We start from the raw sequence: 15,024 nt of genomic DNA on the forward strand, positions 1-15,024 counted from the left end.
CAATAGAGAAAACCTACTTAAACTCGTAGCTTGTTTTTAAAGAAATGTTGATGATTTTCAGCAGATTCTTACACTAATCCTTCGATTTCTTTGAGGTCTTTCCCCAGGTATCTGTCTATACTATCAGCAGTGTTATCTATGCAAACGTACTCACTATCCTTCAAAGGTAATCATGAATCAGGCTGACGTTAATGTGACAAAAGATCACACCATTCAAACATCCGAACAAATTGATTTAATTGATATTTTTATTCAGCTGTGGCGAGGAAAAATCGCAATAGTTGCAGCAATGATTGTAGCAATTTTAATCGCCGTGGGTTATCTGGTCGTGGCTAAAGAAAAATGGACCTCAGAGGCTATCGTCACGTTGCCGGATTCGGGGCAGGTTTCTAATTATAGCAATGCTATAAGTGTGCTTAATACTCAAAACCTGACGCTGATTGATGTTCAGCAGCGTTTCTTTGGCCGCTTTAACTCCGCTATCGCAGCACTTTCTGAGCAGCTCGATAACCAGCAGAAGCCAGAGAAGCTGACGATTGAGTCAGCAGCTAAGGATCAACCGCTACCGCTTAAGATTAGCTATGTAGCGAATTCTGCGGAACAGGCCCAGAAAACGCTCAATACTTACCTCCAGCAAATTAACAAAAGAATCGTTAACGAGCTAGATGACGATCTTAAAACCTCCGTTGACGCAAAAATAGGCGATCTCAAAGACCAGCTCGCCACGAAAGAAAAGGTGGCGAAAGAGAAGCAGCAAAAACGTCTTGATGAGCTAAACCAGGCGCTGGTTGTTGCTCAGCAGTCCAACATCACCAAACCAGTGGTTTCGCAGGCAGAAACTTTGTCTGAAGATACGCTGTTTGTGTTGGGCAGTGAGGCGCTCTCTTCGATGATCAAGAATGAAGCCTCTCGTCCTCTGCCGCTGGATGAATCTTACTTTAACACCCGCCAGTCATTGCTGGCCGTCAGCGAACTGAAATCGACGCCGGAAACGACCTATGCGTTCCGCTATGTTATGAAGCCGACGTTACCGGTACGGAAAGACAGCCCGAAAAAAGGACTCACTCTGGTGCTTGCCGCCCTGCTGGGCCTGATTGTAGGCTCGGGCTATGTACTGGGACGTAACGTTTTGCGTAGCTATAAAAACGCCGCGTAAATCCGCTAAAAAACAAAAGGCCGCATCAGCGGCCTTTTTTGCATCTGGCGCCGGCTTATTTATGCCGAGCCCGCAAGTTCTCAATCACCGCACTCAAGTCCAAATCCTGATCCTGCAGCAGCACCAGCAGGTGATACATCAAGTCAGAGGCTTCGTTGGTCAGCTCATGGCGATCGTTTACGGTTGCGGCCAGCGCGGTTTCCACGCCTTCTTCCCCAACTTTCTGCGCAATACGCTTGGTACCGCTGGCATACAGTTTCGCGGTATAGGAGCTCGCCGGGTCGGCGGTTTTGCGCGAAGCCAACAGCTGTTCCAGCTCAAACAGGAAGTGCCAGTCATGGTGTGCTTCACCGAAGCAGCTTGAAGTGCCCAGGTGGCAGGTTGGGCCGATAGGGTTAACCAGCACCAGCAGCGTATCGTTATCGCAGTCCGGGGAAATGCGCACCACGTTCAGGAAGTGGCCGGAGGTTTCACCTTTGGTCCACAGGCGCTGTTTGGTGCGCGAGAAGAAGGTGACTTTGCCGGTCTCCAGTGTTTTCGCCAGCGCGTCCTGGTTCATGTAACCGAGCATCAGGACTTCGCCGGAAACGGCATGCTGAACGATAACCGGCATCAGGCCATCGGTTTTTTCCCAGTCCAGCTGGGCTAGCTGTTGTTCTGTTAACACACTCGAATCTCCACGCCTTGCTGAACCAAAAATGCTTTCAGTTCACCAATATTGATAATTTGCTTATGGAACACGGAAGCGGCAAGGGCGCCGTCGACGTCAGCATCGCGGAAGGCCTCGTGGAAATGTTCCATGGTGCCAGCACCGCCGGAGGCGATAAGCGGCACGTGGCACACTTCTCGCACCTTGATCAACTGAGCCAGATCGTAACCGTTGCGCACGCCGTCCTGGTTCATCATATTGAGGACGATCTCTCCGGCACCGCGTTTTTGTACTTCCTGCACCCAGTCCAGCGTTTCCCACTTCGTTACGCGGGTGCGGCTTTCGTCACCGGTGTACTGGTTCACATGGTATTTGCCGGTTTCTGCGTCAAACCAGGTGTCGATCCCGACCACGATGCACTGCACGCCAAAGCGATCCGCCAGGCGAGTGATAAGCTCAGGATCGGCCAGGGCAGGGGAGTTAATGGAAATCTTATCTGCACCAAAGGAGAGGATCTGCGCCGCATCTTCGACGGACTTGATCCCGCCTGCCACGCAGAAAGGAATATCGATCACTTCGGCTACACGAGTCACCCAGCTCTTGTCCACTACGCGGCCATCGCTTGAGGCGGTGATATCGTAAAATACCAGTTCGTCTGCGCCCTCCTGAGCGTAGCGCTGCGCCAGCGGGACAATGTCACCGATGATTTCGTGGTTACGGAACTGCACGCCTTTGACCACCTGGCCGTCACGCACGTCCAGGCAAGGGATTATCCGTTTTGCCAGCATGAAATCGCCTCCTTCACGTTAAATTTACCTTCCAGCAGGGCGCGCCCGACGATCACGCCTTTCACGCCGCTGCCGCGCAGCGCGGCAATATCTTCAAGTCCGCCGATCCCGCCGGAAGCCTGAAACGCCACCTGCGGGAAGCGCGCGCAGACTTCCTGATAAAGCTCCACGTTCGAACCCGCCAGCGTGCCGTCGCGGGAAATATCGGTACACAACACGTGTTTCAGGCCAAACGGCAGAAACTGCTCAACAAGCTGTTCCAGCGTGGTGCCAGAGGTTTCCTGCCAGCCGCTAACCGCTACCTGTTTGTTGCCTTGGGCATCAATACGCACGTCCAGCGCCAGCACCAGAGCGTCTGCACCAAAACGTTTAAACCAGCTCTGCACCAGCTCAGGGGATTTTACCGCGGTGGAGCCGACGACGACGCGAGCCGCCCCTGCTTCCAGAAGCGCTTCAACGTCCTGCTCGGTTCGAACGCCGCCGCCAACCTGTACCGGTACGCCAACGCCCGCGAGCAGTTTTTGCAGCAGAGGGATTTGCCGGGCCGCCGGATCTTTTGCGCCGGTAAGGTCGACCAGGTGCAATACTTCTGCGCCCTGTGCCTGATAATCCTGTAAACGCGGGAGCGGGTCGCTACCGTAGTCGCGCTGTTGGCCGTAATCTCCCTGATGGAGACGCACCACTTTGCCGTCAATTAAATCAAGTGCCGGGATGATCATGACCTACATCTCCAGAAAGTTTTTCAGCAGCTGAGAACCCGCCGCACCGGAACGCTCGGGGTGAAACTGAACGCCCCAAAAATTATCCTTTTGTACCGCAGCGGTAAAAGCTTCGCCGTAGTTTGCCTGGGCGATAGTATTTTCGCAGACCGGCATCGCGTAGCTGTGGACGAAGTAGAAGTACGCGCCATCCTCAATGCCGCGGAACAGGCGGTCACCCGCCTTCGGGTATACCCGGTTCCAGCCCATGTGCGGCAGCGGCAGGCCGAAGTCTTTCATCTGCAACACCGGTTGCTCGATAATGCCCAGCATCTCGACGCCGTTGCTTTCATCGCTGCGGCTGCCGAGAAGCTGCATACCAAGGCAAATGCCCAGCACCGGCTGAGTGCAGGCCTTGATGAGCTCCACCAGGTCGCGCTCGACGATCTGCTGCATGGCCGCCTGGGCGGTGCCCACTCCGGGTAAAAAAAGTTTATCGGCACGCAGCACCACATCTGAATCACGACTTACCCGCGGCTCGTAGCCGTGGCGCTGAATCGCCGATTTCACCGAGTGAAGGTTGGCGCAGCCCGTATCGAGGATCACCACGTTCATCACAGCACTCCTTTCGAGGAGGGAAGCGTATCGCCCTCTACACGGATTGCCTGGCGCAGGGTGCGGCCAAAGACTTTGAACAGGCTTTCTACGCGGTGGTGATCGTTTTTGCCTTTGGTTTTCAGGTGCAGCGTCACGCCCATGGTGTAGGAGAGCGAGCGGAAGAAGTGCTCAACCATCTCAGTGCTGAGATCACCTACGCGCTGGTAGTTAAATTCGGCTTTGTATTCCAGGTGCGGGCGGCCGGAGATATCCAGCGCACAGCGAGCAAGGCATTCGTCCATCGGCAGCACAAAGCCAAAACGAGTGATGCCGCGTTTGTCGCCCAGCGCCAGCTTAAGCGCCTCGCCCAGCGCCAGGCCGGTATCTTCCACGGTGTGGTGATCGTCGATATACAGATCGCCTTTAACCGCGATCTCCATGCGGAAGCCGCCGTGGGTACAGATCTGATCCAGCATATGGTCGAAGAAGCCGACGCCGGTGGCGATTTTGCTGCCGCCTTCGCGATCCAGCCATACTTTGACGTCAATCTGCGTTTCTTTGGTGTTGCGTTCAACGTGAGCGTAACGGTCACGTTTGGTCAGCTTGTCGGCGATTTGCTTCCAGTCGAGGCCATCGCTGTTATAGCGCAGCCCCTGAATGCCCATATTCTCGGCAAGTTCAATGTCCGTCGCGCGGTCGCCAATTACGTAGCTGTTGGCCTTGTCCAGCACGCCTTCCTGCAAATAGCCGGTCACCAGCGCCAGCTTTGGTTTGCGGCAGTCACAGTTGTCAGCAGGCAGGTGGGGGCAAATCAGTACTTCATCAAAAATGATCTCCTGAGAGGTCAGGACCTGCATCATCAGGTTATGCGGGCCGTCGAAGTCAGCCTGCGGGAAGCTGGCGGTGCCGAGCCCGTCCTGATTAGTAATCATCACCAGTTTGTAACCGGCCTTTTGCAGCTGCAGCAGAGCCGGGATCACCGCTGGTTCAAAGGCGAGTTTGTCCATGCGGTCGACCTGGTAATCGCTCGGTGGCTCGGAAATCAGGGTCCCGTCGCGGTCGATAAAAAGTACTTTCTGGCTCATTTGCTCTCCGTGGCCTGCAGGCCGGGTTGCTGACGCAGCGCATCGATAGCGCGCTGGCACTCTTCGCGTGTGCCGATGCTGATGCGCAGGCAGCCGCTTAACGTTGGTTGTTTATTCTGGTCACGTAAGATAATGCCCTGATCCCACAGTGATTTAAAGACTGCGCTGGAGGCGGTAACTCTTGCGATAACGTAGTTGGTTTCGCTGTCAAAAACCTCTTCAACGCAGGGAACGTTTTTCAGCTCATTAATCAGGTACTGGCGGTTAAGCAGCACTTCGGCCACGCGCTCGCGCATCGCGTTAATGCCCTGCGGGCTAAGCGCCTGGGCGGCGATGTCGGCGACCGGCGTGGAAAGCGGGTAAGGGGCAATGACTTTTAGCAGCAGATTAATCACTTCTTCGTTTGCCAGCGTAAAGCCGCAGCGCAGGCCAGCCAGTGCAAACGCTTTAGAAAGCGTACGCAGGACAACCAGGTTTGGGTACTCTTCAAGCCAGCCGGCCAGCGTCGCCTGCGGGCAAAATTCGATATAGGCTTCGTCGGCGACGACCAGCGCTTTGCCGCGGGTCATCTCCAGCAGCACGCGCAGATCCTGCGGATTAATCAGCTGGCCGGTTGGGTTGTTTGGGCTGCAAACATAAACGACTTTTACGCCGTCGAGGTTCTCAGCAATTGCTGGAAGGTCAAGCTGCCAGTTATCCAGCGTGGCAACGGTGCGGCACTCCACGCCGAAGGTTTCGGCGCTTACGGTATACATGCCGTAGGTTGGCGGGCAGTAAAGAATGGCGTCTTTGCCTGGCTCGCAGAATGCGCGAATCAGCAGTTCGATACCTTCATCCGCCCCGCGGCTAACTAAAACCTGCTCAGGCTTTACGCCCGCGTAGCTGGCGTAATTAGCGATGACCTGCTTTGGCTGGCACTCCGGGTAGCGGTTCAGCGTCTGCGCGGTTAGCTGAAACTCCACCGGCGTTGGGTATTCGTTGGCATTTAACCAGACGTCGCCGTTACCGCCCAGGCGGCGGGCGGACTGATAAGGGGTCAGGGCGCGAACGTTGGCGCGGGCTAACTCTTCGATGCTCATGCTTGCTCCTTAAGGGCGGCGACGCGTAGGGTAACGGCGTTTTTGTGGGCGGTAAGCTGCTCGGCAGCGGCCAGTGTCTCTATGGTTTTCGCCAGCGAGGCAAAACCTTGCGGTGAAAGTTCCTGCACGGTCATGCGCTTCTGGAAGTCCGCCAACCCAAGACTTGAGCAGGTGGAGGTATAACCGTAGGTCGGCAGCACGTGGTTAGTCCCGGAGGCATAGTCACCCGCGGACTCCGGCGACCAGTCGCCAAGGAATACCGAACCTGCGCTGGTAATGTTATCCACCAGCTCACGGGCATTGCGCGTCTGGATGATCAGGTGTTCAGGACCGTACTGATTTGAAATCTCGATACACTGCGCTAAATCACGGGCGATAATTAGGCGGCTGCTTTCCAGCGCCCTGCGGGCGGTTTCTGCGCGAGGCAGGGCAGCCAGCTGGCGCTCAACGGCCTCGGCAACGGCCTGAGCCATCGCGCTATCCGGCGTCAGCAGGATCACCTGAGAATCCGGGCCGTGTTCAGCCTGAGAAAGCAGGTCTGAGGCCACAAAGTCAGGCGTTGCGCCGCTGTCGGCTATCACCAGCACTTCAGACGGGCCTGCCGGCATATCGATAGCCGCGCCGTCGAGGCGCTGGCTGACCTGCCGTTTTGCCTCGGTGACAAAGGCGTTGCCCGGCCCAAAGATCTTGTCCACTTTCGGAATGCTTTCCGTACCCAGCGCCAGGGCGGCAATCGCCTGCGCGCCGCCGACCTGGAAGACTTCCTGCACGCCGCATAGCTGAGCCGCATAAAGGATTTCGTCGGCAATCGGCGGCGGTGAGCAAAGCACCACTTTTTTGCAGCCCGCAATGCGGGCAGGCGTTGCCAGCATCAGTACTGTTGAGAACAGCGGGGCGGAGCCGCCGGGAATATAAAGGCCGACGGAAGCCACGGGACGGGTAACCTGCTGGCAGCGTACGCCGGGCATGGTTTCCACATCAACCGGAGCAAGCTGCTGTGCGAGGTGGAACTTCTCGATGTTAGCGACGGCCACGGCCATCGCCTCTTTAATTTCGCTGCCTAGTCTCGCTACGGCTTCATCGATTTGCTGCTGAGTGACCTTCAACTGCTTCACTTCAGTTTTATCGAACTTTGCGCTGTATTCGCGCAGGGCCTTGTCGCCGTTGGTTTTAACGTTCTCCAGGATTTCCGCCACGGTGCGGGTGATACTGTCCGAGGCGGAGATAGCCGGGCGCATCAGCAGCGCACGGCGAGCGGCTTCGTCGCAGGCGTTCCAGTCAATCAGCGTGTTGAAGTTACTCATCACATCACTCCATCATCTTCTCAATTGGCAGCACCAGAATAGAGCTGGCGCCCAGCGCTTTCAGCTTCTCCATGGTTTCCCAGAACAGCGTTTCGCTGCTGACCATATGCATTGCTACGCGCTGCTGATCGCCCGCCAGCGGCAGAATCGTCGGGCGCTCGGCACCCGGCAGCAGGGCGATGACTTCATCCAGACGCTCGGTTGGAGCATGCATCATGATGTATTTGGATTCACGCGCCTGAATGACGCCCTGGATACGGGTCAGCAGTTTGTCGATGAGCTGCTGCTTGGCTTCCGGCATTTCGCCATCGCGCTGGATCAGGCAGGCTTTGGAGCGGTAGATAACCTCGACTTCGCGCAGGCCGTTGGCTTCAAGCGTTGCACCGGTAGACACCAGGTCGCAGATGGCGTCAGCCAGGCCGGCGCGCGGCGCAACTTCCACCGAGCCGTTGAGCAGGCATGATTTAAACTGCACGCCTTTCTGGTCGAGGTAGCGCTTGAGCAGGTGCGGGTAAGAGGTCGCTATGCGTTTGTTGTTGAGGCTGGCCGGGCCATCCCAGGGCTCGTCCACTGCGGTGGCCAGCGACAGGCGGCAGCCGCCGAAGTCCAGGCGACGCAGCGTGTAGTAGCGCGGATCTTCACCCTGCGCGCGGCGGGTCAGCAACTCTTCTTCGAGAACGTTTTCACCGATGATACCGAGGTCAACTACGCCGTCCATCACCAGGCCCGGAATGTCGTCATCACGGACGCGCAGAATATCGATCGGCATGTTTTCAGCCAGGGCAATCAGACGCTGCGTGTGCAGGTTGATTTTTATGCCGCAGCGGGCCAGTAATTCGCGTGAATCATCGCTAAGACGGCCTGATTTCTGCATAGCTATGCGTAAACGGTTGTTGTCGGTCATCGGTAGTTACCCCTTATTCATTCTGTCTGACGCCCAATAAAAAAAGCCCCCGGAAGCTATCTTCCGGGGGCTTTTTCTCGCGTTCACGCACCACTGGAAGATCTTTTCGTCTCCCAGCACCAATCGCCTGAAAGACTAGTCAGGGTGATGGTGATGATGGTGGTTTTTAAACTGAGCGCGTGTCATAAAATTCTCGTATGAATGACTATTCATTATGTGCCAATTAACGTAAACCAGATTACGCGTTGAGCGCAAGGGGTTTTTTCCCCGTTCATTGATATTCTGTAGGGCAGAGGTAATTGTCAGTTCTGCGCGGGTGGCGTAGCCTTAACGGAGAGCTAAATTCACTCGTCAGAAGATAATGCTGTAAGGTCAGGAGACAAGGCATGAAAAGGGTCGCGATAGTCGGTTTAGGGTGGTTGGGAATGCCGCTGGCGCTCTCATTGTCAGCGCGGGGCTTTCAGGTCAGCGGAAGCAAAACGACGCTCGATGGCGTAGAGGCTGCCCGCATGTGCGGAATTGAAAGTTACCAGCTGCAGCTGCAGCCGGAGCTGGTTTGCGACAGTGACGATCTGGATGAGCTGCTGGACGTCGATGCATTAGTGGTGACGCTTCCTGCCAGACGCAGCGGTGAAGGTGATGATTTTTATCTTCAGGCGGTACAGGAAATAGTCGATAGCGCACTTGCGCATTCGGTTCCGCGCATTATTTTTACCAGTTCGACGTCGGTGTATGGTGAAGGCGAGGGCAACGTGAAAGAGACAACGCCGCTCAGGCCCGTTACCGCCAGCGGACGGGTGCTCAAAGAGTTAGAAGACTGGATGCACCGTCTGCCCGGTACCTCGGTGGATATTCTGCGTCTTGCCGGGCTGGTGGGGCCGGATCGCCATCCAGGACGTTTTCTGGCGGGTAAAACGGACGTGGCTAACGGGCAACACGGCGTAAACCTTGTTCATCTCGAAGATGTTATTTCTGCCATCACGCTGCTGCTTCAGGCACCAAAAGGGGGCCATACCTACAACCTTTGTGCGCCGGCCCATCCCACACGCGAGGAGTTTTATTCTCGCATGGCCCGCCAAATTGGCCTTCAGGCGCCTTCGTTCCGTCAGGACGCTGGAACCGGCCACGGTAAGCTGGTTGACGGCAGCCGTATCTGTAATGAGCTAGGCTTCGAGTATCAATATCCTAATCCGCTGGTTATGCCGATGCAGTAACCTAAGCGCCGTGGGCGGGAGTGATTATGAAACCTTTGCTGGATGTACTGGTCATTCTCGATGCGCTGGATAAAGAAGGGAGCTTCGCTGCCGCGGCGGCAAAGCTCTTTAAAACGCCTTCGGCGCTGAGCTACAGCGTTCAAAAGCTGGAAAGCGACCTCAATATTCAAATCCTCGACCGCAGCGGCCATCGGGCGCGTTTTACGCGTACTGGTCAATTTCTGCTGGAAAGAGGACGAGAGATTCTGCATTCGGTTCGTGAATTAGAGCAGCAGGCGATTAAGCTGCAGCAGGGCTGGGAGCGTGAGCTGACTATCGGCGTGGATAACGCTTTTCCTTTCTCTCTGCTGACCCCTTTGATCGAAGCTTTTTATGAAAGTTACAGCGTGACGCGCCTCAAATTCATTAATGATGTGCTGGGTGGCTCGTGGGAAGCGCTGACGGAAGGGCGCGCGGATATTACCGTTGGGGCGATGAGCGAACCGCCTTCGTTGAGCGGATATGGCTTTAAGCTGTTAGGAAGTCTGGACATCGTTTTTGTTGTGGCGCCGCATCATCCGCTGGCGAAGGCCGAAGAGCCGCTCACCCGCCGCCTGATTCAACGTTCCCGCGCCGTGGTCGTGGGCGACACTTCAAGAATTGAGCCTGCCCGCGCTATGCATCTGCCTGAAGCGCAGGAAGCTATCACCGTCTTTGACTTTAAAACCAAGCTCGAACTGCAAATCAGCGGTCTTGGCTGCGGGTATATCCCGCGCTATATGGCGCAGCGTTATATCGACAGCGGTGCGCTGGTCAAAAAGCAGGTGGCAGGCCAGAAACCCTGTGTGCCGGTCTGGCTTGGCTGGAATGAGCAAACGGCCGGGCTTGCCAGCGAATGGTGGCGCGAGAAAATCGTCGCAGATCCCCACATCGCTCAGGTTTATAAGCCGGTAGAAAAATAGTGCTTTTTTCACTGGCGATTTTAGATGGGCTCTACTATGTTGATTGTCAGCCAGGCAGTACTTTATGGCACCGATACGCCGCGACAGGCCGATCTTCTTCTGTAGCACCGAATGCGAGAGGTTTTACTTCCGCCAGGCGCAGAAAAAGAAATTGTCAAAGATGGCTTTTAACATCTTGTCATTGTGCCTCTGAATGGTGCAAAATATGCGGCCTGCAAAAGAGAAAACTAACCGACGTTTAAGAGACGTCGGTTATTTTTTTGCAATCAATTAAGTCAGACAAACGGCATTTGCCAAAAAAACCAAGAGGCCGGGCTTCGTACCGGATAGATACTAGCTTTTAAAAAACGACAGTCGTGTCGCCGAGGAAATTAAGATGGGGCAGATTTTTGCTTTTGCGCAGGCTTTCACCATTGGGGGAAATGACCATGTCGCTTAACGTCACCGCAGGTGCAAACACCCGCCCAGGTCTGCGTAAGACCCTGACGCTGGTTCCGGTAGTTATGATGGGCCTTGCCTACATGCAGCCGATGACCTTGTTTGATACTTTCGGTATTGTTTCCGGGATGACCGATGGCCATGTGCCGACGGCTTATGCCTTTGCTCTGGTGGCGATTCTGTTCACCGCGCTGAGCTATGGCAAGCTGGTGCGTCGTTTCCCGTCTGCGGGTTCCGCCTATACCTACGCCCAGAAATCAATCAACCCGACCGTTGGGTTTATGGTTGGCTGGTCATCGCTGCTGGACTATCTGTTCATGCCGATGATCAACATTCTGCTGGCAAAAATTTACTTTGAAGCGCTGGTGCCGAGCGTGCCGTCGTGGATATTCGTTGTTGCGCTGGTGGCCTTTATGACCATTTCTAACCTGCGCAGCATTAAGACCGTGGCTAATTTCAACACCCTGATTGTGGTGCTGCAGATGGGGATTGTCTCCGTCATCGTCGGCATGATTATTTATGGGGTTTATCACGGTGAAGGTGCAGCAACGCTAACGAGTTCTCGCCCGTTCTGGTCAGGTGATGCGCACGTGGTGCCGATGATTACCGGGGCGACCATTCTGTGCTTCTCGTTCCTGGGCTTTGACGGCATCTCTTCTCTGTCTGAAGAGACGAAAGATGCAGAGCGCGTGATTCCAAAGGCTATCTTCCTGACTGCGCTGATTGGCGGGATGGTATTTATTGTTGCGTCTTACTTCCTGCAACTCTACTTCCCGGATATCTCTCGCTTTAAGGATCCAGACGCATCGCAGCCGGAAATCATGCTCTATGTAGCAGGTAAAACCTTCCAGTGGGGCGTGCTGATCTTCTCCAGCGTGACCGTTCTGGCTTCCGGTATGGCCGCGCACGCTGGCGTTTCTCGTCTGATGTATGTGATGGGGCGTGACGGCGTGTTCCCGACTCGCTTCTTCGGTTACATTCATCCGAAATGGCGTACCCCGGCGTGGAACGTTCTGCTGGTTGGTGCCATTGCGCTGCTGGCTATCCGTTTCGACCTGGTTACCGCAACGGCGCTGATTAACTTTGGTGCGCTGGTGGCGTTCACCTTCGTGAACCTGTCAGTGATCTCACAGTTCTGGATCCGCGAAAAGCGCAACAAAACGCTGAAAGACCACTTTAACTACCTGGTACTGCCGGTATGTGGTGCTCTGACGGTGGGTGCGCTGTGGATCAACCTGGAAGAGAGCTCGATGGTGCTTGGCCTGATCTGGGGCGGCATTGGCCTGGTTTACCTGGCCTGCGTGACTCGCAGCTTCCGTAACCCGGTGCCACAGTACAACGAAGACGCGGCTTAATCGTCTTTGGTGATAAAAAAGCTCCCTTTGTCGGGAGCTTTTTTTTGCCTGAAGATAAGTTTAACCAACCAGGTACTGCGCATATTCAAACAGCGCTTTCAGCAGCGCCATCTTCTCTTTATCCCCTTCATGCTGGTTATACAGCGCTTCCAGCTCATGGGCATATGCCTGCAGGGTTTCCTGAGAAAGCACATCCCGGCGATGCTGCAGCCAGCGGTTCTGTTCTTCTTCGCTTAAGGTGCCTGGCCAGTTACGCGCACGGTAGTTAAACAGCAGTTTCTCAATGCGCTTGTCGGCGAAGGTGATATCCAGCGCCGGCAGATTCTGTGGGTCAGTTTGCAGAACAATACGCATCGCCGCACGGTCCGCGTCGCTGAAGAAGCCGTTATATAGCTGGGCATCGACGTTATCTGAAGGAACAAAAGGTTCTGCTTCGGCAAACAGGGCGACCACTTTCTCACGGACTTCCGGGTGTTCTCGCAGCACTTTCAGGTTATCGAGGCACCGCTGGCGGTTGATGCCTAAACGTTCCGCATCTTCCGGGCGCAACGTGTTAGCGACGGCCAGCACCGGGCACTTATTGAGGTGGACCAGCTTGATGGGCACTGCAGCGTTATCCCCAAGCTCGGTTTTTGGCGTATAGAGGCGGTCACGCAGGGTATTGGCGTCCAGCTCAAGCAGCGGAGAGATATCCCCGGCCAGATCCACCATAATCACGGCATTGCGGTTATCCGGATGCCAGGCCAGCGGCGCTATCCAGCTGGTATTGCCGCGCTGGGCACCGAACATGCCGGAAACGTGAACCAGCGGCTTCATTTGCGGGATATCTATCAGCGTCTGCAGTTTCTGCTTCGAGCGATGGCTGTAGAGATAGTCAAACAGGCGTGGCTGACGAGTTTTCACCAACTGAGCCATGGCGATGGTTGCGTAGACATCTGACATAGCATCGTGTGCGTTGGCGTGCTCAATGCCGTTAGCTTTGGTCAGGTGCTCAAGACGGAAGCTCGGTAGCTCGTCCTCGTTTTCCGGCCAGACAATGCCTTCCGGGCGCAGGGCATAACAGGCGCGCATCACGTCCAGCAGGTCCCAGCGCGAGTTATCGTGCTGCCAGCTCCAGGCATAGGGATCGTAGAAGTTGCGGTAAAAGATATTGCGCGTCACTTCGTCGTCGAAGCGCACGTTGTTGTAGCCCACTACGCAGGTCTTCGGCACGGTGAAAATATCGTGGATACGTTTAGCAAAAGCCGCTTCGTTTTCGCCGCGAGCCAGCGCCACCTGAGGCGTTATCCCGGTAATCATTACGGCCTCTGGCTGAGGCAGGTAGTCGTCTGCGGGCTTGCAGTAAAACACTTCAGGATCGCCAATAACGTTAAATTCGCTGTCGGTGCGAATGGCGGCAAACTGGGCCGGTCTGTCCAGTGAAGGGCTTTTGCCGAAGGTCTCGTAATCGTGAAACAGAAATGTAGCTTGCGGAGCGGAGTCGGACACAGAGGATACCATTGAGCTAGTTGTAATCTGACTCAATGGTAAACCATCTGCTGGCTCATCAGAAGGAAAAGCGCGTTTAAGATGCTGCCCGCCCGGGCCTCAGCTCGGCGCTGCCGATCAAGCGCTTACCCAGAGCGATACCGCGTTTTTCCACCTTATGGTAGAGCACAACGGCAATCAGCCACACGGCGGGTAACGTTATCGCAGCCACTATCAGGAAGCGAAGAAGAGAAGGCTGGTGGGCAAAAGCAGTGTAACGCACAAGCAGGCCGATGACGGGAATGACAATCATCAGATGCAGCAGGTAAACGGAGTAAGAAACGTCCCCTAAAAACTGGCTGAACCGGCAGGTAAATAGCCTACGCGGGGCATCTGTCGTCTTGCTCAGGCGGCTTTCGCCCTGATACTGCCAGAGCAGCATTGCCATCCCAACAATCATCACGCATTCGGCCGCCAGCCGCAGGTGGGTTTCCGCAATGTGCATTTGCCAGGCGATGACCGGGGCGAGCAGCGCCAGCGCACAATAGCGTATGTTGCGCTGTATCACCGCGTGAGATATCAGCATTCCGGCGATAAACAGCGGCAGCTTTATCAGGATCATCGACGGCATCGGGAAAGCGTTGAAGTAGTCGGGAAAGAGCCAGCGAGCCGCCAGGCAAACGACCATCAACAATGTGGCGCTGACCGCAAATCCGTAGCGCATTACCAGCAGCATCATAAACGGGAATAGCAAGTAGTACTGCATCTCCAACCCGATGCTCCAGTCGGGCAAGACCGTGCGGAAGGAGTACGCCGGCAGCAGGCCGAAAACAAACGACAGATGGCTGATAATATTGATTACGGAATGGTCGGCGTAGCGGCTACTTGCCGTGGCGGTTGTCGGCCATGCGCTGGCGATAATATCGCGCATTTCGCCAAACCAGCTGCCAAACAGCAGGGCGATTATCAACAATAAATAATAGAGTGGGGCGATGCGAAAGAAACGGCGCAGCCAGAAAACACGGAAGGTAGAAGGCTTATTCCAGGGCTCTTTTTCACGCCGCTCCTGGTAATTCTTGGCCATCAAATACCCTGACAGCAAAATAAATAAATCGACCCCCATACCCGGGTCGTAGAGTACGGGAATGCGGCATTGAACCAACAGGCAAATGTGGCCGAGCAAGACCCAAAGCGATGCAAGGCCTCGAAGTCCTTCCAGCTCAGGAGACCAGCGTTTACTTTCCACAATAAGTTGACCTTTATCTGTATTTTCTTCGGCCAGAATAAAAATGAATCAAAGTCGCCACAATCAGAAAGTCGTGCAATTGGGGAATATCAGAATAAACGTA

General features: G+C 55.1%; 16 protein-coding genes and 1 other annotated feature. Of the genes, 5 read left to right on the forward strand and 11 right to left on the reverse strand.

From position 1 onward, the window contains the following. Window positions 1-172: 172 nt before the first annotated feature. Window positions 173-1,156 (forward strand): LPS O-antigen chain length determinant protein WzzB, encoded by a 984-nt coding sequence (wzzB, locus tag EL098_RS07520; RefSeq protein WP_126355669.1) that lies wholly within the window; start codon window positions 173-175, stop codon window positions 1,154-1,156. A 55-nt stretch (window positions 1,157-1,211) separates the two neighbouring features. On the opposite strand, the gene hisIE is transcribed toward wzzB, so the two are convergent. The 9 genes from hisIE to hisL form a co-directional block, all read right to left on the reverse strand. Next, window positions 1,212-1,823 (reverse strand): bifunctional phosphoribosyl-AMP cyclohydrolase/phosphoribosyl-ATP diphosphatase HisIE, encoded by a 612-nt coding sequence (gene hisIE / locus EL098_RS07525; RefSeq protein ID WP_126355670.1) that lies wholly within the window; start codon window positions 1,821-1,823, stop codon window positions 1,212-1,214. Then, window positions 1,817-2,593, reverse strand: coding sequence for an imidazole glycerol phosphate synthase subunit HisF (gene hisF / locus EL098_RS07530; protein ID WP_126355671.1), 777 nt, complete (start codon window positions 2,591-2,593; stop codon window positions 1,817-1,819). Before hisF ends, hisIE begins: the two co-directional genes overlap by 7 nt. Beyond that, complete coding sequence (hisA, locus tag EL098_RS07535; RefSeq protein ID WP_126355672.1) at window positions 2,575-3,312, reverse strand: 1-(5-phosphoribosyl)-5-[(5-phosphoribosylamino)methylideneamino]imidazole-4-carboxamide isomerase; 738 nt, start codon at window positions 3,310-3,312, stop codon at window positions 2,575-2,577. Before hisA ends, hisF begins: the two co-directional genes overlap by 19 nt. Before the next feature lie 3 nt (window positions 3,313-3,315). Continuing rightward, window positions 3,316-3,906, reverse strand: coding sequence for an imidazole glycerol phosphate synthase subunit HisH (hisH, locus tag EL098_RS07540; RefSeq protein WP_126355673.1), 591 nt, complete (start codon window positions 3,904-3,906; stop codon window positions 3,316-3,318). Then, complete coding sequence (gene hisB / locus EL098_RS07545; RefSeq protein ID WP_126355674.1) at window positions 3,906-4,973, reverse strand: bifunctional histidinol-phosphatase/imidazoleglycerol-phosphate dehydratase HisB; 1,068 nt, start codon at window positions 4,971-4,973, stop codon at window positions 3,906-3,908. The genes hisH and hisB overlap by 1 nt, the downstream gene beginning before the upstream one ends. Beyond that, the gene (gene hisC / locus EL098_RS07550; protein WP_126355675.1) at window positions 4,970-6,052 is read right to left on the reverse strand and encodes a histidinol-phosphate transaminase; all 1,083 of its coding nucleotides are present in this window, start codon (window positions 6,050-6,052) and stop codon (window positions 4,970-4,972) included. The genes hisB and hisC overlap by 4 nt, the downstream gene beginning before the upstream one ends. Beyond that, entirely contained in the window at window positions 6,049-7,356 is a 1,308-nt protein-coding gene (gene hisD, locus EL098_RS07555) for a histidinol dehydrogenase (RefSeq protein ID WP_126355676.1), read from the reverse strand. The genes hisC and hisD overlap by 4 nt, the downstream gene beginning before the upstream one ends. A 4-nt stretch (window positions 7,357-7,360) precedes the next feature. Next, window positions 7,361-8,260, reverse strand: a complete 900-nt coding sequence (gene hisG, locus EL098_RS07560; RefSeq protein WP_039304568.1) for an ATP phosphoribosyltransferase — start codon at window positions 8,258-8,260, stop codon at window positions 7,361-7,363. Between the two features lie 37 nt (window positions 8,261-8,297). Beyond that, window positions 8,298-8,420: a sequence feature (His leader region), on the reverse strand. Beyond that, window positions 8,396-8,446: a his operon leader peptide gene (gene hisL, locus EL098_RS07565; RefSeq protein ID WP_126358378.1), complete on the reverse strand. Its 51-nt coding sequence runs from the start codon at window positions 8,444-8,446 to the stop codon at window positions 8,396-8,398. It overlaps the preceding feature by 25 nt. A 200-nt stretch (window positions 8,447-8,646) precedes the next feature. Between hisL and EL098_RS07570 the strand changes: the two genes are divergently transcribed. From EL098_RS07570 to EL098_RS07585, 4 genes are all read left to right on the forward strand, one after another. Further along, window positions 8,647-9,474: an SDR family oxidoreductase gene (locus EL098_RS07570; RefSeq protein ID WP_126355677.1), complete on the forward strand. Its 828-nt coding sequence runs from the start codon at window positions 8,647-8,649 to the stop codon at window positions 9,472-9,474. Between the two features lie 26 nt (window positions 9,475-9,500). After that, window positions 9,501-10,415, forward strand: coding sequence for a LysR family transcriptional regulator (locus tag EL098_RS07575; RefSeq protein ID WP_126355678.1), 915 nt, complete (start codon window positions 9,501-9,503; stop codon window positions 10,413-10,415). A 376-nt stretch (window positions 10,416-10,791) separates the two neighbouring features. Then, window positions 10,792-10,854 (forward strand): membrane protein YoeI, encoded by a 63-nt coding sequence (yoeI, locus tag EL098_RS23780; RefSeq protein WP_126358379.1) that lies wholly within the window; start codon window positions 10,792-10,794, stop codon window positions 10,852-10,854. Beyond that, complete coding sequence (locus EL098_RS07585) at window positions 10,844-12,208, forward strand: APC family permease (protein ID WP_126355679.1); 1,365 nt, start codon at window positions 10,844-10,846, stop codon at window positions 12,206-12,208. Before yoeI ends, EL098_RS07585 begins: the two co-directional genes overlap by 11 nt. 60 nt (window positions 12,209-12,268) lie before the next feature. Here EL098_RS07585 and sbcB read toward each other — a convergent pair whose 3' ends face one another. Then, complete coding sequence (gene sbcB, locus EL098_RS07590) at window positions 12,269-13,708, reverse strand: exodeoxyribonuclease I (RefSeq protein WP_197718562.1); 1,440 nt, start codon at window positions 13,706-13,708, stop codon at window positions 12,269-12,271. Between the two features lie 64 nt (window positions 13,709-13,772). Next, the gene (locus EL098_RS07595) at window positions 13,773-14,924 is read right to left on the reverse strand and encodes an acyltransferase family protein (protein ID WP_126355681.1); all 1,152 of its coding nucleotides are present in this window, start codon (window positions 14,922-14,924) and stop codon (window positions 13,773-13,775) included. Window positions 14,925-15,024 lie beyond the last annotated feature (100 nt).

Origin of the sequence: Cedecea lapagei, assembly GCF_900635955.1 — a bacterium.
Classification (GTDB): domain Bacteria; phylum Pseudomonadota; class Gammaproteobacteria; order Enterobacterales; family Enterobacteriaceae; genus Cedecea; species Cedecea lapagei.

Bases quoted from the DNA above. Each gene is read 5' to 3' on its own strand.
- wzzB (WP_126355669.1), top strand. From the start codon at position 173: ATGAATCAGGCTGACGTTAATGTGACAAAAGATCACACCATTCAAACA.
- hisF (WP_126355671.1), bottom strand. From the start codon at position 2,593: ATGCTGGCAAAACGGATAATCCCTTGCCTGGACGTGCGTGACGGCCAG.
- hisA (WP_126355672.1), bottom strand. From the start codon at position 3,312: ATGATCATCCCGGCACTTGATTTAATTGACGGCAAAGTGGTGCGTCTC.
- hisH (WP_126355673.1), bottom strand. From the start codon at position 3,906: ATGAACGTGGTGATCCTCGATACGGGCTGCGCCAACCTTCACTCGGTG.
- hisB (WP_126355674.1), bottom strand. From the start codon at position 4,973: ATGAGCCAGAAAGTACTTTTTATCGACCGCGACGGGACCCTGATTTCC.
- hisC (WP_126355675.1), bottom strand. From the start codon at position 6,052: ATGAGCATCGAAGAGTTAGCCCGCGCCAACGTTCGCGCCCTGACCCCT.
- hisD (WP_126355676.1), bottom strand. From the start codon at position 7,356: ATGAGTAACTTCAACACGCTGATTGACTGGAACGCCTGCGACGAAGCC.
- hisG (WP_039304568.1), bottom strand. From the start codon at position 8,260: ATGACCGACAACAACCGTTTACGCATAGCTATGCAGAAATCAGGCCGT.
- EL098_RS07570 (WP_126355677.1), top strand. From the start codon at position 8,647: ATGAAAAGGGTCGCGATAGTCGGTTTAGGGTGGTTGGGAATGCCGCTG.
- EL098_RS07575 (WP_126355678.1), top strand. From the start codon at position 9,501: ATGAAACCTTTGCTGGATGTACTGGTCATTCTCGATGCGCTGGATAAA.
- EL098_RS07585 (WP_126355679.1), top strand. From the start codon at position 10,844: ATGTCGCTTAACGTCACCGCAGGTGCAAACACCCGCCCAGGTCTGCGT.
- sbcB (WP_197718562.1), bottom strand. From the start codon at position 13,708: ATGGTATCCTCTGTGTCCGACTCCGCTCCGCAAGCTACATTTCTGTTT.